Origin of the sequence: Litchfieldia alkalitelluris (genome assembly GCF_002153425.1) — a bacterium.
Lineage (GTDB): Bacteria > Bacillota > Bacilli > Bacillales > Salisediminibacteriaceae > Evansella > Evansella alkalicola.
The window spans coordinates 129,036-145,252 of record NZ_KZ119600.1; the positions used below are offsets into that span (position 1 = coordinate 129,036).

Consider the following 16,217-nt stretch of genomic DNA (forward strand, 5'->3'; position numbering starts at 1 on the left):
CTGTTTTGTGATAAATTGATTATAGATATTTTCCTTTGGCACGAGCGCAGGAGATAATAATCACAACAAAACAATAAACCTTTAGAATTGAGGAGAGTAACTGTGAAGAAAGACAAGTTATATACAAAGCCTTACAGGATCTTTCAAATAAGCCTGTTCATTATCATTATCCTAGCTTACGTACTATTTCTAATATTCGGTAACGGAGAACCACTTGGGGGATTACTTCCTGTTGAACTGGTCCACTTTGTCGTAGTATTGATTTTAATTATGCAAATTCAAACCCTTTTAGATATTTATAAAAAATTAAATAAGAAGCTTGAACTTGTTCTAAATATCGTTGTTGCAACGTATGCTGGTTTCCTAGCCTTATTATTTTATATGACGAATATCCATCTAGGTTTTACAATCGTTCTTGCTATTATCTCACTATCAATGGTTGTGAATGTGTACGCGTATTTTAAAAGTAAACAATAAATGATAAAGAAAAAGCCTATCGTCTCAACGATAAGATCAATTGAGGCAGACAGGCTTTTTTGTGTTCGCAGATGTCACACTTGTGCCTGTGGTAAAAGCGAGTACCTGTAACAAAAAATCAACATCAAAGTTTAATATAGCCTTCTTAGTAATGTGAAAGCAATCCTTTTTTCATGGCAAATCTCTCGCAATAAATAAAGAACACGAGACCAAGAAGTAAATAGAAAACCGCGTTGAACCCTAAGATTAAGAAGTCACCAGTACCGATTTGACTAAGGGTGGTGCCATCAATCATAATGCTGCGGACTAAGTCCACTCCCTTTACGAATGGGAAGTATGCTAAAAATGGCGCGACAGTTAGTGGGACAAACGTCAGTCCTGCTAATATAAATTGTAAGATCTGCAAGAAGGCCTCCACTTGTTTTAAAATAATCGAAATTCCCGCAATGATAAATCCGAGTCCAAACATGCTGATAAGAGTAAGTATTAGGATAGGCATGAGCGACACGACATCGATATTTAGCCATTGCCCTGTTGTTAGCATGGATGAATAAAGGAGCACGACGATAATAGTAAAGTTAATGATTGTAGAGGCAACTAACCTCATCATCATGATTTTCCAAATTCCCATGGGAGACATACTAAGCTGCTCCAATGTTCCCCTCATTGCCTCTCCAGTAATCTGCCAGCCTACAGAGTTAATGATCATCATTGCAAGGAACCAAAAGATGTAGTTGACGATGACATACTGAATGTTTGCGTCCTGTGTGGATGGATCTCCGACAATTTGAATACCAAAAAACATACCTAGAAAAATTATATAAAAAGTAAAGATCATGGCGATTGTATTTGGCAAATACCGCTTTAGTTCTATATATTCCTTCCTTGTATTTGCCTTAAGAAGATTTAACCATTGCATCGTTCGTTCCTCCTTTTACGATTTGCATAAATATTTGTTCGAAATTTACTGTATTGCGGTCAATGGATTCTACAGGTGTCGCTTCCATTTTTAAAACATCAAATAAGTTATAAATCTCTTCGCTCTTTGCGAGATCTACTTCTAATTTTGATTGAACCGTATCAGGGGTATAAACGTGATTAGGAAACTGTTGCAAAAGTAGCTGTTGTTGTTGGGCACTAAGCAAACCACTTAAAGTGACAGTATAGGAGCGAATGTCAAACAGCTTCATCAAGTTTTCCACACGGTCATCCGTCACAATCTTCCCCTGGTTAACGATAACGGTTCTTTCACAAAGGTCTTGTACAACATCCATATCATGCGTACTGATAATAATGGTTCGATTGTAGTCACGGACAATTTCCCTTAAAAGCTGCCTCACTTCATACCCAGTTTCCACGTCCAAGCCCAATGTTGGCTCATCGAGTAGAATAACATCACTTTCTGCAAGCATGGCCACAGCGATAGCAAGCTTTTGCTGCATACCGCGGGAAAGTCGATTCACGAGTTCATTTTCCTTATCTTTTAAACGGAATTTTTCCAACAGATCATCAATTTTCCCCGCGACCTCTTTGCGAGAGGCGCCACGATTTCCGGCAAAATACTCGAGGTTTTCCCTAACAGTTAATCGCCAGTAAAGATTTCGGTTTCCTTCCAGGACTGCACTTATATGTCGCAGGGAATCAAACCGTTTCTTTTGGTTATTCAACCCATTAACAGTGATGGTTCCGGAATCAGGAATGAGTAGTCCACATATCATTTTAATCGTCGTTGTTTTTCCGGCCCCATTAGGTCCTAGAAGACCGAGGATTTCTCCGCGATTTACGGTAAATGACACATCTGTTACTGCATGGACAAGTTCTTTTGTCCTTCTTTTCTTGTAAGTTTTCATTAGGTTTTTCACTTCAATGATTGGTTCCACGAGGCTCAGCCCTTCCTGTAAAAAAATAGTAGTGTTTTTCCTAAATACAATACTACCGCCACCTGTAATATCCTTCCACATGCTTTAGATGGAAATAGTATCCGCCTTTAGACGGAGATTTTTATTTTTTGATATTAATTACTTGACGTAACTATTTATATAATATATATTTAATTACATAAAGTAAGTAACTTATAAAAAACAAGTTTAAGCGGTGAAAAATGAGGAGGAGATTTTTATGTCAACATTTACATTAGACAAAGTACACAGTGGGATTTCGTTTCAGGTAAAACATATGATGATTGCAAAGGCTAAAGGGGAATTTAAAGACTTTGATGTGAAAGTAGAAGGGGATATTGATAACCTAGAGGCACTTAAGGTTGATGTGACAGTGAATGCAGCATCTATCGATACAAACAATGAGGATCGCGACGGTCACCTACGTTCCGCAGACTTCTTCGATGTGGAAAACTTTGAAACAATTAAAATTCAAGGAGATTCTATTAAAAAGGTTTCTGATGGAGAATATGAATTAACAGCACAAGTAACAATTAAAGATGTTACAAAAACAGAAAAATTCACTGTAGAGTTTAACGGAACATCTAAAAATCCAATGGACGGAAGCACTGTAACTGGATTTGATGTAGAGGGTAAATTAAACCGTGAAGATTACGGCCTTACTTGGAACGCTCCACTAGAAACAGGCGGAGTATTAGTTGGTAAAGAAGTTAAACTAAGTGGAAACTTCGAATTTATCGTAGAATAATAGATTCATTATGTTAGTCTAAACTTGATATAGTTTTAGCAGAGGGCGAAGAATTTTTCTTCGCCCTTTAATAGTTTATTAGGTGCCTTCCCGCTCTCTACAGCCGCGGCTTTTTGTTTTGCTGTAGTTTTGTTACTAGAAAAAACTAAATAGGTTTTGGTTTTCATTAAAAAACTAGATTGATTTTGGTGATTAAATAAAAAACCAATTTGATTTGGTGATTAATGGTCGGCAGTCTCGCTTGACCTATGAAGCGGTGATAGTTCTTGGTGGATCCTGGGCCACACTCAGTTTTAGGGCAGTATCGGGGGATGGTAGTGCCCGAAGCGGAGGTAGTGTGAAGGTTTCGGGCACTAAAAAGAGATGATAGTTCCCGAAGGAGAGATCATGCAAAGGTTTGGGGCACTAAAATGTGTTGATAGTGCCCGAAGGAGAGATCATGCAAAGGTTTCGGGCACTAAACTGTGTTGATAGTTCCCGAAGGCTAGACCGTGTAGAGGTTTCGGGCACTAAAAAGAGATGATAGTGCCCGAAGCCGAGGTCGTGCAAAGGTTTGGGGCACTAAACTGTGTTGATAGTGCCCGAAGGAGAGATCATGCAAAGGTTTGGGGCACTAAAAAGCGATGATAGTTCCCGGAGCCGAGGCCGTGCAGAGGTTTGGGGCACTAAAAAGCGATGATAGTTCCCGGAGCCGATGCTGCGCAAAGGTTTCGGGCACTAAATTGTGTTGATAGTGCCCGAAGGGGAGATCATGCAGAGATTTCGGGCACTAAATTGTGTTGATAGTGCCCGAAGGAGAGATCATGCAAAGGTTTGGAGCACTAAAATGTGTTGATAGTTCCCGAAGCCGAGGCTGCGCACTAGTTTCGGGCACTAAATTATGTTGATAGTGCCCGAAGGAGAGATCATGCAAAGGTTTGGGGCACTAAAAAGCGATGATAGTTCCCGGAGCCGAGGCTGCGCAAAGATTTCGGGCACTAAATTGTGTTGATAGTTCCCGAAGGAGAGATCGTGTGAAGGTTTCGGGCACTAAACTGTGTTGATAGTTCCCGAAGGCTAGACCGTGTAGAGGTTTCGGGCACTAAAAAGCGTTGATAGTTCCCGAAGCCGAGGTTGTGCAAAGGTTTCGGGCACTAAATTGTATTGATAGTGCCCGAAGGAGAGATCATGCAAAGGTTTGGGGCACTAAAAAGAGATGATAGTTCCCGAAGGAGAGATCGTGCAAAGGTTTGGGGCACTAAAAAGCATTGATAGTTCCCGAAGCGGAGGTCGTGCAGAGGTTTCGAGCACTAAATTGTATTGATAGTGCCCGAAGGAGAGATCATGCAAAGGTTTGGGGCACTAAAATGTGTTGATAGTGCCCGAAGCCGAGGCCGTGCAAGGTTTGGGGCACTAAAAAGCGTTGATAGTTCCCGAAGTGGATACCACGCTCTGGCTACGGTCAAATAAACGCAATTTAAATTCCCTTTACGCGATGTGTCAAGCAGCTTCGGTTAAATAAACGCATTTTAATTTCCCTTTACGCGTTGAGTCGAGCAGCATCGTTCAAAAACCCAAGGCAAATTACCTTTTTTTTGAACTAACTAGAGTTTCCGATACTGAACCGGAATTTTCTCTTCCATTCCCAATAAACCTACACCATCTTTAGCTACTCCCTTCCAAGAAGATTAATCCAACTGAAATTCTATCTTAAAGTAGTATGTCAGATTACATATGACATGTATTGCATTTCAATCTAAATTTGCTCTTCAAATTACACAAATTAATCCAACTGAAATTCCATCTAAAGTAGTACTTCGAATTCCCCCACACCGATTTATCTGATATTCCATCTGAAATTCCATCTAAAGTAGTATTTCAGATTACATATGAAATGTAATTGCACTTCAATTTAAAGTAGTTGTCCAAACTAAATATCACATTTTTCCTGAATTTTGATTTACGTCAAGGTTTAAGCTGAGCACTCCCGATATGATGAAGGTAATCAAACAGAAGGGGGAATGAAACCATGAAAATAGTAAAGCTACAATTAGAACCATTGTCTTGTCCAAGTTGTATTCAAAATATTGAGAAGGCGTTAAAGAGGGAGAAGGGGGTTCAAGGGGTGAAGGTGATGTTTCACTCAAGTAAGGTGAAGGTGGAGGTCGATGAGGGAGTGACTCCCGACCAGCTGAGGAGTGTTGTTGAGGGGATAGGTTACTCGGTTCAAAGAGCGATTTAAACAAAGGCTTTTAAACTAGGAAAGAAACATCAATTATTGTTTTCCAAAAAAGGTGGTGGTTGTTATGAAAACGAAGGGGAGTGCTCGGGTCTTTGTTTCTGGCGGTTTATTGTTAGTCGCATTGTTGCTCCACTTTCTAGAATTTCACGTTCTCAAGGATGCTACGTTAAATCTTGTGTCCGTCATAGCTGGGTATCCGATTGTCATCAAGGCGTTTAAGGCGGTTCGAAACCGTGTGTTCACGATCGAGCTGCTCGTTACCATTGCAGTTGTTGGTGCTTTAATCATTGGGGAGTATGTGGAGTCGGCGGTTGTCACGTTTCTATTTTTGTTCGGGGCTTACTTAGAGATCCGGACGTTGGAAAAAACGAGGTCGTCGCTCCAATCGCTCATGGACATGGCTCCGCAAGAGGCCACGGTGGTTCGAAGCGGGGAGTCGGTGAAGATTCCTGCTGAAGAGATTGTGGAAGGGGACAGGGTGCTCATTCAATCTGGTGAGAAGGTAGCGGTGGATGGCGCTGTGGTCTCAGGGCAAGGGTACATCATTGAAGCGGCGATCACTGGTGAGTCTGTTCCTGTGAAAAAAAGAATGGAAGATCATGTATTCAGTGGGACGATCGTGGACAATGGGTATTTAGAGGTTGTCGCAGAAAAGGTCGGGGAAGATACGACTTTTGCAAAAATTATCGAACTGGTGGAAGAGGCGCAAGAATCAAAGGCGAAAACACAGAAGTTTCTTGAAAAATTTGCTTCGTTTTACACGCCAGGAATTTTAGTTTTATCCATCTTGGTGTTCATGTTGACGAGGGATATTCGATTGACGCTGACTTTTCTCGTCATCGCCTGTCCAGGTGCATTAGTCATTTCGGCTCCAGTATCGATTGTTGCTGGAATTGGTAATGGAGCGAGAAATGGGATCCTTGTAAAAGGTGGAGAGATCATGGAAGGCTTATCGAAGGCGAGCGTAGTTGTTTTCGATAAAACGGGGACGTTAACGAAAGGGAAACCAGAAGTTACGGCGATCCGCTCCTTTGGTGTGGAGGAAGATGAGCTATTGAGGCTGGCTGCTTCGGCGGAAGTGATTTCAGAGCACCATTTAGGAAAGGCCATTGTGACTGAGGCGAAAAAGAGGGGTTTGGAGTTTTATCAAGCGCCTAGTGAATTTAATGTTGTTAAGGGAAGCGGAATTGTAGCCGAGGTGGAAGGCCGGAAGTTGTTTATTGGCAATCGTAAAGGGGTTGTGCAACATCTCGAGTTTGGGGAGGGTGTTGAAGGACATGAGTTCGTGGGTAAGCTTGCCCATGATTCATTAGAAGCTATTCCTGCAGAGGTGGAAGCATATGTACGTGACCAAGAGAATAAGGGGTGTACAGCTATTTTTGTAACGGGTCAGTCAGGGATATTAGGTGTTATTTCCATCGCAGATCAAATTCGTGACGATGCCTTGGACAACATCAGGGAGTTAAAGGGTAGTGGAATTAAGAAAACGATGATGCTTACTGGGGATAACCGTCGTACTGCTAAGTTGGTTGCGAATCAATTGGGAATCGATGAGGTGCATGCGGAGCTTCTACCAGAAGAAAAAGTGGAAAAGGTGAAGGCGTTACGTAACCAAGGCTATAAAGTAGTAATGGTGGGGGACGGGGTAAACGATGCTCCAGCTATTGCTACAGCTGACATTGGGGTGGCCATGGGTGGTGCAGGTACTGACGTTGCTTTGGAAACGGCGGATATGGTACTCATGTCTGACAAACTAGATCGCCTTTCTTATGCCTACAGTCTTTCGAAGGCGACGGTGAGGAATATGAAGCAAAACATGTTTTTTGCCGTAGGAATTGTGTTTCTATTGTTGGCAGGTGTATTGGCGAAGGTTGTTTATTTAGCATCTGGCATGCTCATTCATGAGTTAAGTGTTTTACTCGTCATCTTAAATGCTGTACGACTTGTGCGGTATAATAAAGGGAAGAGAAGTATTGGAGTTGCTGCGGGAAATGCTGATGGCCAAGATGGATTAGGGGAGCAGAAATCCTCCATAGGTGAGAAGGACGTGGCTTAAGCTTAAATTAATATAGGATTAAGTTTTGCTAGGTTTTAAAAAAATCGTGGCATATGCATACCTAAGGTTTAATTTCCTCAAAACGACTGGTCAGCGAAGGGAGGAGAATCAATGGAAAACAATGAGCATCGATGTGAATCATCTGGGACGCATTCTTGTGAGCACACTTCCTACCAACTATGTGTATCAAAGGTTCCGATTTTTAACCACTTGAAGTATGAAGAGTTGTTAGAGGTCGTGAATGCGAGTCAACAGAGGTTATATGATAAGGGTGAACATATTTATCAGGCGGGAGATTTGCTGGGATCCTTGTATATTGTTCATAAAGGTAAAGTGAAAATCTACAGGCTGACGGAGTCTGGCAAGGAGCAACTGATTCGGTTTATGGAGCCAGGGGATTTCATGGGGGAGCTATCTATTTTCTCCAATGATGTTTCATCAAGTTTTGCTGAAGCGGTGGAAAAAACAGAGATTTGCATGATAAGTAAGTCAGACATTATGAAGTTGCTAGAGAGTAAGCCTGCTATTGGAATGAAAGTATTGGAGGAGTTCAGCAGACGTCTAAGGGATACGGAAAAAACGGTGGAGAGACTTAGTACCCAAGATGCTGAAAAAAGGTTAGCCTCTTATTTACTGGAGCTTGCCGAGGGTCAAATTGGTGAAGGTATTAAAGGGGAAGATATACAGGTGTCTAGTATCCGTGTCGTTCTTCCAATGAGAAAAAAAGATTTGGCTTCCTATATTGGAATAACCCAAGAAACATTAAGTCGTCGCTTGAGTGGTTTTCAAGAAATGGGCGTTGTGGAGCTTGTAGGGCAAAGGGAAATAATCATAGTAGACTATGATGCACTTGTGGATATGGTGGAATAACCATTGTATCTACAAGTGTTTTTCATTATATTTTTGGGTGTCCGTCCTATCTGTCAACGCAACCGATCAGCTTCATCAGTTACGCTGCCATTCCATCCACTGTTACGCCCACCGTTCACTCCTTTTCATACTTTCTTTTTTCATAAATTAAGATACCAAAGAGAATACATAGAGACATCATGAGAAGTGCGACAAACCAAAAGATTTTAAATGGATCAATGATTAAAAATACGATGATGCATACTTGTGAAATCGCAGTAATTGCTATTAATAGATATTTAAGAAAATAACTCAATGGAGTTCCTCCTCTGCCTTCAAAAAGGTCAGTTTTTTACCAGCCTTGTCATTTCGACTAGTGGCAACTTTTTTCTATGTTTGCTGTTAGGAATTGCGTTTGTTCTACTAGTATCTTCAGCAAAGAACAAGATTAGTGTTCTTATATGATTATAGGAGAAATTCGCTTGTTTTTCGATAGATTCCTGCTTGGTTGTGTAAATTTCCAGGGGAATAATGGTGGCAAGCGCTTGAATGGATCAGTTATTGCAAAAAATATGTAGATAACAGATTTATTTGGTAAAGGGTGTACAATTTTGCTGACATATAATGAGATTTTTATAATAGTGGTAGTGCTTGGGGCATTTAGGCGGAAATTGTACTTTAAAGTGAGAAGTTGGAGAAAACGCAAAGGGTGTTGAAAAAAGGGGGACGTCACAACAGTCCTTGAGGAAGTCTCAGCAGAACTGTTGCACTAGAATATGAGGCTTGAAGCACCTGGAAAAATATATATACACTGTGGTAATGTTACTTTAAGAGGTGTTGTTCGGTAAATAAGGCATAAGATAAGGTCTTGTGCTTGTCTCAATTACTTATGGGAGGGATTGGATATGGATGAATCATCTAGCCGGGATCTTATGGGTGAAATTTATAAAGAGTATGAAAAACGGGGTGGATTCGAGCATTTAGAAGGAAAGGGGAAACCTTTATCACAGGAAACCCTAAACAGTGATCCCCTTAATAGCGTTATCAAAAATGCAAATTATCTTCCTGAATGGATTAAGGCACAACATAAAGTAAGGGATACTATTCTCGAGCTTTTACAGAAGCGTGAAAAAAGTACTGTAACAGAGAAGGAAGAAAAGGCAACCATTAAGGAAATAAATAATCTCATTAAGAAATACAACCGGCAATGTCCAGTGAGGCTTCAAAAAGCATTTGTGTCATTGGAGACATTAGAACGAGATCAACATAAGTGGTTATAATCTCCCACCAAACAAGCAAGAACAATCTTGCTTGTTTTTTGATGTTAGTATTTTGGACGAAGTGGGTAAAGCTTTATGGAGGATACTTGTACATTAGAGAATATTTCCAGTAGGAAAGGAACAAACTATTTGTGAGTGAACACATGGTAATTTTTACAAAAAATAAGATGCAAAGGGGTTACAAAAAATGGAAAAAGTAAAATTGGCAATTATTTATTATAGCTCAACTGGAACAAATTATCAGTTGGCACAATGGGCAAAAGAAGGGGCAGAGGAAGCAGGAGCAGAAGTAAAACTACTAAAGGTTCCTGAATTAGCTCCAGATGAGGCGATTGATTCGAACCCGGCATGGAGAGCACATGTTGATGCTACAAAAGATGTACCTGAAGTGAAACTTGATGATTTAGAGTGGGCGGATAGTCTGATTTTTAGCACACCAACAAGGTTCGGGAATATGCCAGCACAAATGAAGCAGTTTCTAGATACTACTGGCGGACTTTGGGCAAATGGAAAGTTAGTGAATAAGGTTGTCAGCGCCATGTCCTCTGCAAGTAACGCCCATGGAGGCCAAGAAGCAACCATATTATCCCTCTATACAACGATGTTCCATTGGGGCGCAATTATTGCTGCACCTGGTTATTCCGACCCAGTCATTTTTAGCTCAGGGGGAAATCCTTATGGTGCAAGTGTAACGGTGGATCAAGATGGAAATATGAAGGAAGATGTGCAAGGAGCAGTTAAGCATCAAGCTAAGAGAACTGTGGATATTGCGCAAAAAATAAAGTAGATCCAGCCGGAATGATGAGACGAAAGCCTTAGCTCGAAAAGACGAGCTAAGGCTTTATTTAATTCATATAAAGCAAAGCAGTAAAATAATTAAACAAATAAGGCAAGTAGAATTAATAAAGCAATTAAAGCAAGTAGAACTAATGCGATTAAAGGGGATTTAAAGCATTTGATCCAACAAAACGTACTTAATAAACAAAAATGTTTATTTATTTCCTTGTGAATAATTTAACTTTTCTGAATATTTTAGGCTGTTTTTGTTTGAAAATCAAATGGAAAAATGATACTTGATGATAACGGTTGATGATCTAGGCTTTACCGACAGATTTGAATTATTGGCGAGCAAAACTGTCAATAAGGCAAGGTGATACCGACAGATTTGCATTTTTCAGAAGCAAAACAGTCGATAAAGCGAGTTGATACCGACAGATTTGCATTTTTCAGAAGCAAAACAGTCGATAAAGCGTGATGATACCGACAGATTTGAATTATTCGCGAGCAAAACAGTCGATAAAGCGTGGTGATACCGACAGATTTGTATTTTTCAGAAGCAAAACAGTCGATAAGGCGAGTTGATACGGACAGATTTGAAATTTTCGCGAGCAAAACAGTCGATAAAGCGAGTTGATACCGACAGATTTGAAGTTTTCACGATCAAAACTGTCAATAAGCCAAGCGAGCTTTGGACTTATGCGCAAAAACGCAGATGAGCAAATACACAGATGTGCAAACTAAATGTACAACAGCAGCCAAAAATCAAGGAGTATCCTCAGAAAAAGACACCCCCTAACTAAGCGTCATTTCATTATTGATGGTAACACGCACAAAATGCACGCGACGATCATCGGACTCAGTAATTTGAAGATGAATATGTTCGTATGTTAACTCTTCATTTTTTTGTGGAATGCGTTGAAAAATATCCGATAGCCAGCCGCCGAGTGTGTGATAGGTTGTATCAGGCAATTCTATCCCAGTTAAACGAACGAAGTCATCAATAGGATAGTCGCCATTAAAAATGAAAGTCGATTCATCAATCTCCTGAAAATGTTTCTCATCATCATCGTGCTCGTCCCATATTTCACCTACTAATTCTTCAAGAATATCTTCTAATGTGATAAGACCTGAAGTTCCTCCATATTCGTCAATTACGATTGCCATATGCCCCTTATTCTTCTGTAATTGTGGAAGTAGTGTATGGATTTTCATTGTCTCAACAACAAAAACAGGCTGTCGTAATAATTCTTGTATACGGAAATTGTCTCCTTCCTTTATATATGCTTTTAAAAAATCACGTTCTGAGAGAATTCCAATGATATTGTCTATATCGCCATCGAAGACAGGGATACGGGAGTAGCTCTCCCTTATAAAAACTTCTTTAATAGCTTCGATAGGTACATTACTGTCTACAGCTATCATATCTGTACGTGGCTTAAAAACTTCTGCAACAATGATATCGTTAAAGTCAAAAGAACGATGGACCAGCTCTTTTTCAACTTCATCAATAATCCCTTCTTCATTGCTTATTTTTACTAGCTCCTTTAGCTCCTCCTCGGTCACGGAAGGATTATCACTTTTTCGAATGAGAGATGAAACGAGTTTTCGTAGCTGTAAAAAAAGCCAGGTCACAGGTGTTAGTATCTTCATTAATGTAACAAGAATGAATGAATACTTAGCGGAGGTGAATTCTGCAAATTCCTTAGCAAATGACTTTGGTAGTATCTCGCCAAAAATAAGTATGATTGTTGTTACAACAAATGTACTGATAAATACTCCTAGACTAGGACCGAATATATCCGTGGCTAGTTGTGCAGATATTGTCGCCAATGCGATGTTCACCAAATTATTTCCGACTAGAATTGTCGAAAGTGCATTATCAAAATGGTCGAGAATGTAGAGCGATCTCTTTGCTCCTATATTCCCTTCCTCACTTAAAGTTTTCACACGTAGCCGATTGGCACTGGAGTAGGCAGTTTCAGCTGATGAGAAAAATGCAGACATAATGGTTAGGAGGATGAGCATAATCGTTAATCCAATTGGAATTCCGGTCATTTTTCCCACCCTTTCTGATTGAGCTTTATGTATTCTTCGATTAGAACATTTTAAGTATTAGTCCTTTTTAGGATTATACTTCCCAAGTTTCCCGATTTGATCATCATAAAACACTAGAAACTGGGAGGAATCCTAAGGAGATCTAAGAGAACAATATAAGTACTGTTACTGTTAATTGGAAGTTTTGAAAGGTGAAATAGAAGTTAAATTCAACATTTGTTATATGTAAAAAGGTATGTCCTTATACAAAGAGTAGATTAATCAAAATAACGATTGGAGCTGAGTAATGATGAGGAAAAAAGACGCAAAAGAAACAGGTAATTATGCTGCTGATAAGGTCACATTAACAGACACGCCAACGGAAGCTGAATATACAATCCGTACTGATACAAGCTCTAGGGATCCGTTAAACACAAATCAATACTATCCTGGCGATTCAGTTAATGAGCATAAAAACTTAGAGGAAGCTAATCGTGATATAGCTAGGGAAGAGATCAGGCAGCAAAATGAAAATAATTCGTTGTAATTGACAGTATTCAAAAAAATAGAGTTGTTTTTTAATAATTGGTACTACTCGAAACGCTCATGAAAAACCAATTCAACCAAACATCTGTAAATTATTGGAACGTAAACAATCTCTAGATGAATAGGCTATGTTATGTGTGCTTTAAAAATAAGGTCCTGTTAAATCAACATCAATGTTTAACAGGGCTAAATATTCACAAGGAGAGGTTAAAGTATGGAGAAAAAACACTTAGCATGGCATGAAACCCTAGAGATTCACGAATTAGTTGCATTTCAGGCAAATGGACTTATGAAGCTAAAAAAGTCTTTGCCAGATGTGAAAAATGAAGAACTAAAGAAAATTTTCCAAAAAGCTATATCAGAAATAAGCAATAATTTAAATGAATTACTGTTATTTTATCCGAATATGCCTCGGGATGTAGAGGAGCCACCACAAATGCCTCGGGATGAAGAGGAGCCACAAGAAAGAGATGACATGACAGCTTTTTTTGCAGGTGATTTATTAGGTCTTGCAAAAGCAACAGTCCGCAATTATAGTATCGCAATAACAGAAACAGCGACACCACAGGTACGCAAGACATTAAAAAAACAGCTTACTAAGTCCATCGATCTTCATGCTGAGATGTATGAATTTATGGAAAAACAAGGCCTCTATCCAGCATATAATTTAAAGGAATTATTAGATGGTGATGTAAAAACAGCAAGAAAAGCAATGTCAATGAAGTCTTAAATAAGAATCATCATTTATTTCCCTTCAGTAAACAAAAGCTGAAGGTTTTTCTTTTATAGCCTAATTATGACATAGAGATTCCAAAATCTTTGTAGAGAGTTGTGGTTGTTAGGAAGCATACTACAAGAGAAGGCAAAGATTTGGAGGTGATCTGTTGCTTACAAAAGAACAGTTAACAGAGCTAAAATCATCACTTAAAGGAATGAAACATGAACTTGAAGAACGTCTGAGTGGTCAACATTATGGACTCGACTTTGAGCTAATAAAAGAATCAGTTGGAGAATTGTCTAATTACGATAATCACCCTGGTGACCATGGAACTGAATTATACGAACGAGAGAAAGATATAGCTTTAAATGAGCATTCTGAGCATTATCTCGATCAAATAAATGCAGCATTACAAGCAATAGATAAAGAAGAATATGGTGTTTGTGAAAAGTGTGGAGAACCTATTCCTTATGAAAGGCTAGAGGCTGTACCGACAACAAGAAGGTGTATTGAACACTCAGAAGAAAATATCGTTACAAATCAGCGACCTGTGGAAGAAGACGTGTTAAAGCCGGCGTTTGGAAAATTTGAGTACGATGAAAGTAATGAAAATCAAACCTTTTTCGATTCTGAAGATGCATGGCAAGCAGTAAGCGTGTATGGATCATCTGAATCACCATCAGACTTTAGCGATACGGAAAAAGACTATAACAGTATGTTTGTTGAATCAGAGGAAAACGTTGGTATAGTAGAAGACGTTGAAGGGATTATAACAGCCGATATTTCAGGTAACTTTTCTGGAGTTAGTGTTGATCACAGAAAATATGAGAATTATCTAGACGAAAATGATGCTGATTCCATTTTTGATAATAATGAGCAATAAATGACTAAGTACCACCTCATATAACCGATGGGGTGGTCTTATATAGTGTAATCGAACGAAACAGGGGTTTACTAGGGTAAAAATATTATTATATCAACAACCACCCTCCAAACATCAAACATCTTGAGGGTGGTTTATTTAATTTAATTAAATTTACAAATTCTTAATATATAAGTCATTGCTTATATAAGTGTTTGCTTATATAATGGGGTTGCAAGTAAAAGGAGGGGTATCATGACGATAGGAAATAAGCTTGATATTGACCAAGGTGCAAAAATTGTCAAGATTCTTGGGGATAAAACGAGACTGAATATTGTATCTTTGTTGATGCATGATGAGTGTTGTGTTTGTGAGCTTGTAGAATTATTGGAAATGAGTCAACCGTCCATTAGTCAACATGTCGCAAAGCTTAAAACTGCTGGAATTGTTAAGGAACGTCGACAAGGACAATGGATTTTCTATCGTGTAGACCCTGATTCTGAAGCATTTCCCCTCGTCGAAAGTATTGTGCAACACTTTCCGAACCAAAAGGATCGAATTCGAGAGCTAGAGGTTAAGGGTCTAAGAGTGTGCTGTGACTGACATATGTAAAATTAAGCTAATTTTTTTCTAAATAGTAATGGTTGGAGGAATGTCGAACATGAGTAATAATGAAGCCCAGGATAAGGGCCAAGGCCTCAGTTTTTTTGAACGATACTTAACACTTTGGGTCGCACTTTGTATTATTATTGGGATTGCTGTGGGTCATTTTATTCCTGCAGTACCTAATGCGTTGGAACAATTCGAATACGCAAGTGTATCGATTCCAGTTGCCATTTTAATTTGGTTAATGATTTATCCGATGATGGCAAAGATTGATTTTACTAGTATCGTAAATGCTGGGAAAAAACCAAAGGGACTTGTGATAACACTTGTTGTTAACTGGCTCATCAAGCCATTTACAATGTTTTTCTTTGCATGGTTGTTCTTCAGGTTTATTTTCACGCCGTTTATTCCAGAAACTCTAGCTACGGAATATATAGCCGGGGCAGTTTTATTAGGAGCGGCACCTTGTACAGCCATGGTGTTTGTGTGGAGCTATTTGACGAAGGGTGATGCAGGTTATACCCTTGTTCAAGTTTCCGTTAATGATCTCATTTTAATTTTTGCATATGGACCGATTGTTGCACTACTTCTCAGAGTTAATAACGTGATTGTACCATTGGATACTGTATTTTTATCCGTCCTATTATTCATTATCATTCCATTAGCAGCAGGTTATATATCCCGTGTCTTAATAGTAAAAAGAAAAGGGATGGATTGGTTTGAGAACGTTTATCTGAAAAAAGCAGGGAACTTTACGATTATTGGGTTATTACTTACATTGATTATTATTTTCTCCTTCCAAGGTGAAGTAATTTTAAACAATCCGCTCCACATTGGATTGATTGCTATACCATTGATCATTCAAACCCTCTTCATTTTTGCCATCGCATATTATTGGGCGAAGTGGTGGAGAATTCAGCATAGTGTAGCAGCGCCAGCAGCAATGATTGGAACTAGTAACTTTTTTGAATTAGCAGTTGCCGTGGCCATCGCCCTATTTGGTTTAAACCATGGTGCAGCCCTTGTTACTGTTGTCGGTGTGTTAGTGGAAGTACCGCTTATGCTGTACTTAGTAAAAATCGCAAATCGCACGAGGCACTGGTTCCCAGAAAGCAGTCTAATCAAAAATTAAATCATAAAGG

Annotated in this window: 16 protein-coding genes; 12 read left to right on the forward strand and 4 right to left on the reverse strand. The window is 39.3% G+C overall.

Going from position 1 to position 16,217, the window contains the following annotated elements:
- Positions 1-102 precede the first annotated feature (102 nt).
- Positions 103-477, forward strand: coding sequence for a hypothetical protein (locus tag BW724_RS00740; RefSeq protein ID WP_088073212.1), 375 nt, complete (start codon positions 103-105; stop codon positions 475-477).
- 145 nt (positions 478-622) lie between these two features.
- Here BW724_RS00740 and BW724_RS00745 read toward each other — a convergent pair whose 3' ends face one another.
- Both BW724_RS00745 and BW724_RS00750 read right to left on the reverse strand, forming a co-directional pair.
- On the reverse strand, positions 623-1,396 hold the full coding sequence (locus BW724_RS00745; RefSeq protein ID WP_088073213.1) for an ABC transporter permease: 774 nt from the start codon (positions 1,394-1,396) through the stop codon (positions 623-625).
- Entirely contained in the window at positions 1,374-2,357 is a 984-nt protein-coding gene (locus BW724_RS00750) for an ABC transporter ATP-binding protein (RefSeq protein WP_088077573.1), read from the reverse strand. Before BW724_RS00750 ends, BW724_RS00745 begins: the two co-directional genes overlap by 23 nt.
- 238 nt (positions 2,358-2,595) lie before the next feature.
- Between BW724_RS00750 and BW724_RS00755 the strand changes: the two genes are divergently transcribed.
- The 4 genes from BW724_RS00755 to BW724_RS00770 all read left to right on the forward strand — a co-directional run bounded on the left by BW724_RS00755 (position 2,596) and on the right by BW724_RS00770 (position 8,270).
- Positions 2,596-3,123 (forward strand): YceI family protein, encoded by a 528-nt coding sequence (locus BW724_RS00755; protein WP_088073214.1) that lies wholly within the window; start codon positions 2,596-2,598, stop codon positions 3,121-3,123.
- A gap of 2,008 nt (positions 3,124-5,131) precedes the next feature.
- Positions 5,132-5,344, forward strand: coding sequence for a heavy-metal-associated domain-containing protein (locus BW724_RS00760; protein ID WP_088073215.1), 213 nt, complete (start codon positions 5,132-5,134; stop codon positions 5,342-5,344).
- A 64-nt stretch (positions 5,345-5,408) separates the two neighbouring features.
- Entirely contained in the window at positions 5,409-7,400 is a 1,992-nt protein-coding gene (locus BW724_RS00765) for a heavy metal translocating P-type ATPase (protein ID WP_088073216.1), read from the forward strand.
- 111 nt (positions 7,401-7,511) lie between these two features.
- Positions 7,512-8,270: a Crp/Fnr family transcriptional regulator gene (locus BW724_RS00770; protein WP_088073217.1), complete on the forward strand. Its 759-nt coding sequence runs from the start codon at positions 7,512-7,514 to the stop codon at positions 8,268-8,270.
- Positions 8,271-8,385: 115 nt separating this feature from the next.
- Here the strand turns inward: BW724_RS00770 and BW724_RS00775 are convergent, their stop codons facing one another.
- Complete coding sequence (locus tag BW724_RS00775) at positions 8,386-8,565, reverse strand: hypothetical protein (protein WP_088073218.1); 180 nt, start codon at positions 8,563-8,565, stop codon at positions 8,386-8,388.
- A gap of 589 nt (positions 8,566-9,154) precedes the next feature.
- Between BW724_RS00775 and BW724_RS00780 the strand changes: the two genes are divergently transcribed.
- Both BW724_RS00780 and wrbA read left to right on the forward strand, forming a co-directional pair.
- Entirely contained in the window at positions 9,155-9,529 is a 375-nt protein-coding gene (locus BW724_RS00780) for a DnaJ family domain-containing protein (protein WP_088073219.1), read from the forward strand.
- A gap of 187 nt (positions 9,530-9,716) precedes the next feature.
- Positions 9,717-10,316 carry an NAD(P)H:quinone oxidoreductase gene (gene wrbA / locus BW724_RS00785; RefSeq protein ID WP_088073220.1) on the forward strand — a complete coding sequence of 200 codons (600 nt, stop codon included), beginning with the start codon at positions 9,717-9,719 and terminating at the stop codon, positions 10,314-10,316.
- A 785-nt stretch (positions 10,317-11,101) separates the two neighbouring features.
- On the opposite strand, the gene BW724_RS00790 is transcribed toward wrbA, so the two are convergent.
- Positions 11,102-12,364, reverse strand: coding sequence for a hemolysin family protein (locus tag BW724_RS00790; RefSeq protein ID WP_088073221.1), 1,263 nt, complete (start codon positions 12,362-12,364; stop codon positions 11,102-11,104).
- Positions 12,365-12,650: 286 nt separating this feature from the next.
- Between BW724_RS00790 and BW724_RS23095 the strand changes: the two genes are divergently transcribed.
- The 5 genes from BW724_RS23095 to arsB all read left to right on the forward strand — a co-directional run bounded on the left by BW724_RS23095 (position 12,651) and on the right by arsB (position 16,207).
- The gene (locus BW724_RS23095) at positions 12,651-12,890 is read left to right on the forward strand and encodes a hypothetical protein (RefSeq protein ID WP_205160396.1); all 240 of its coding nucleotides are present in this window, start codon (positions 12,651-12,653) and stop codon (positions 12,888-12,890) included.
- Between the two features lie 213 nt (positions 12,891-13,103).
- A complete protein-coding gene (locus BW724_RS00800; protein WP_088073222.1) occupies positions 13,104-13,619 on the forward strand; it encodes a spore coat protein in 516 nt (171 codons plus the stop codon).
- Between the two features lie 154 nt (positions 13,620-13,773).
- Complete coding sequence (locus tag BW724_RS00805; protein WP_088073223.1) at positions 13,774-14,490, forward strand: TraR/DksA C4-type zinc finger protein; 717 nt, start codon at positions 13,774-13,776, stop codon at positions 14,488-14,490.
- A 234-nt stretch (positions 14,491-14,724) separates the two neighbouring features.
- Complete coding sequence (locus tag BW724_RS00810; RefSeq protein ID WP_088073224.1) at positions 14,725-15,072, forward strand: ArsR/SmtB family transcription factor; 348 nt, start codon at positions 14,725-14,727, stop codon at positions 15,070-15,072.
- Positions 15,073-15,130: 58 nt separating this feature from the next.
- Positions 15,131-16,207 (forward strand): ACR3 family arsenite efflux transporter, encoded by a 1,077-nt coding sequence (arsB, locus tag BW724_RS00815; RefSeq protein ID WP_088073225.1) that lies wholly within the window; start codon positions 15,131-15,133, stop codon positions 16,205-16,207.
- The last annotated feature ends 10 nt before the right edge of the window (positions 16,208-16,217 follow it).

Coding starts and splice junctions, on each gene's coding strand:
- BW724_RS00760 (WP_088073215.1), top strand. CDS start 5,132: ATGAAAATAGTAAAGCTACAATTAGAACCATTGTCTTGTCCAAGTTGT.
- arsB (WP_088073225.1), top strand. CDS start 15,131: ATGAGTAATAATGAAGCCCAGGATAAGGGCCAAGGCCTCAGTTTTTTT.
- BW724_RS00770 (WP_088073217.1), top strand. CDS start 7,512: ATGGAAAACAATGAGCATCGATGTGAATCATCTGGGACGCATTCTTGT.
- BW724_RS23095 (WP_205160396.1), top strand. CDS start 12,651: ATGATGAGGAAAAAAGACGCAAAAGAAACAGGTAATTATGCTGCTGAT.
- wrbA (WP_088073220.1), top strand. CDS start 9,717: ATGGAAAAAGTAAAATTGGCAATTATTTATTATAGCTCAACTGGAACA.
- BW724_RS00810 (WP_088073224.1), top strand. CDS start 14,725: ATGACGATAGGAAATAAGCTTGATATTGACCAAGGTGCAAAAATTGTC.
- BW724_RS00780 (WP_088073219.1), top strand. CDS start 9,155: ATGGATGAATCATCTAGCCGGGATCTTATGGGTGAAATTTATAAAGAG.
- BW724_RS00755 (WP_088073214.1), top strand. CDS start 2,596: ATGTCAACATTTACATTAGACAAAGTACACAGTGGGATTTCGTTTCAG.
- BW724_RS00765 (WP_088073216.1), top strand. CDS start 5,409: ATGAAAACGAAGGGGAGTGCTCGGGTCTTTGTTTCTGGCGGTTTATTG.
- BW724_RS00800 (WP_088073222.1), top strand. CDS start 13,104: ATGGAGAAAAAACACTTAGCATGGCATGAAACCCTAGAGATTCACGAA.
- BW724_RS00745 (WP_088073213.1), bottom strand. CDS start 1,396: ATGCAATGGTTAAATCTTCTTAAGGCAAATACAAGGAAGGAATATATA.
- BW724_RS00790 (WP_088073221.1), bottom strand. CDS start 12,364: ATGACCGGAATTCCAATTGGATTAACGATTATGCTCATCCTCCTAACC.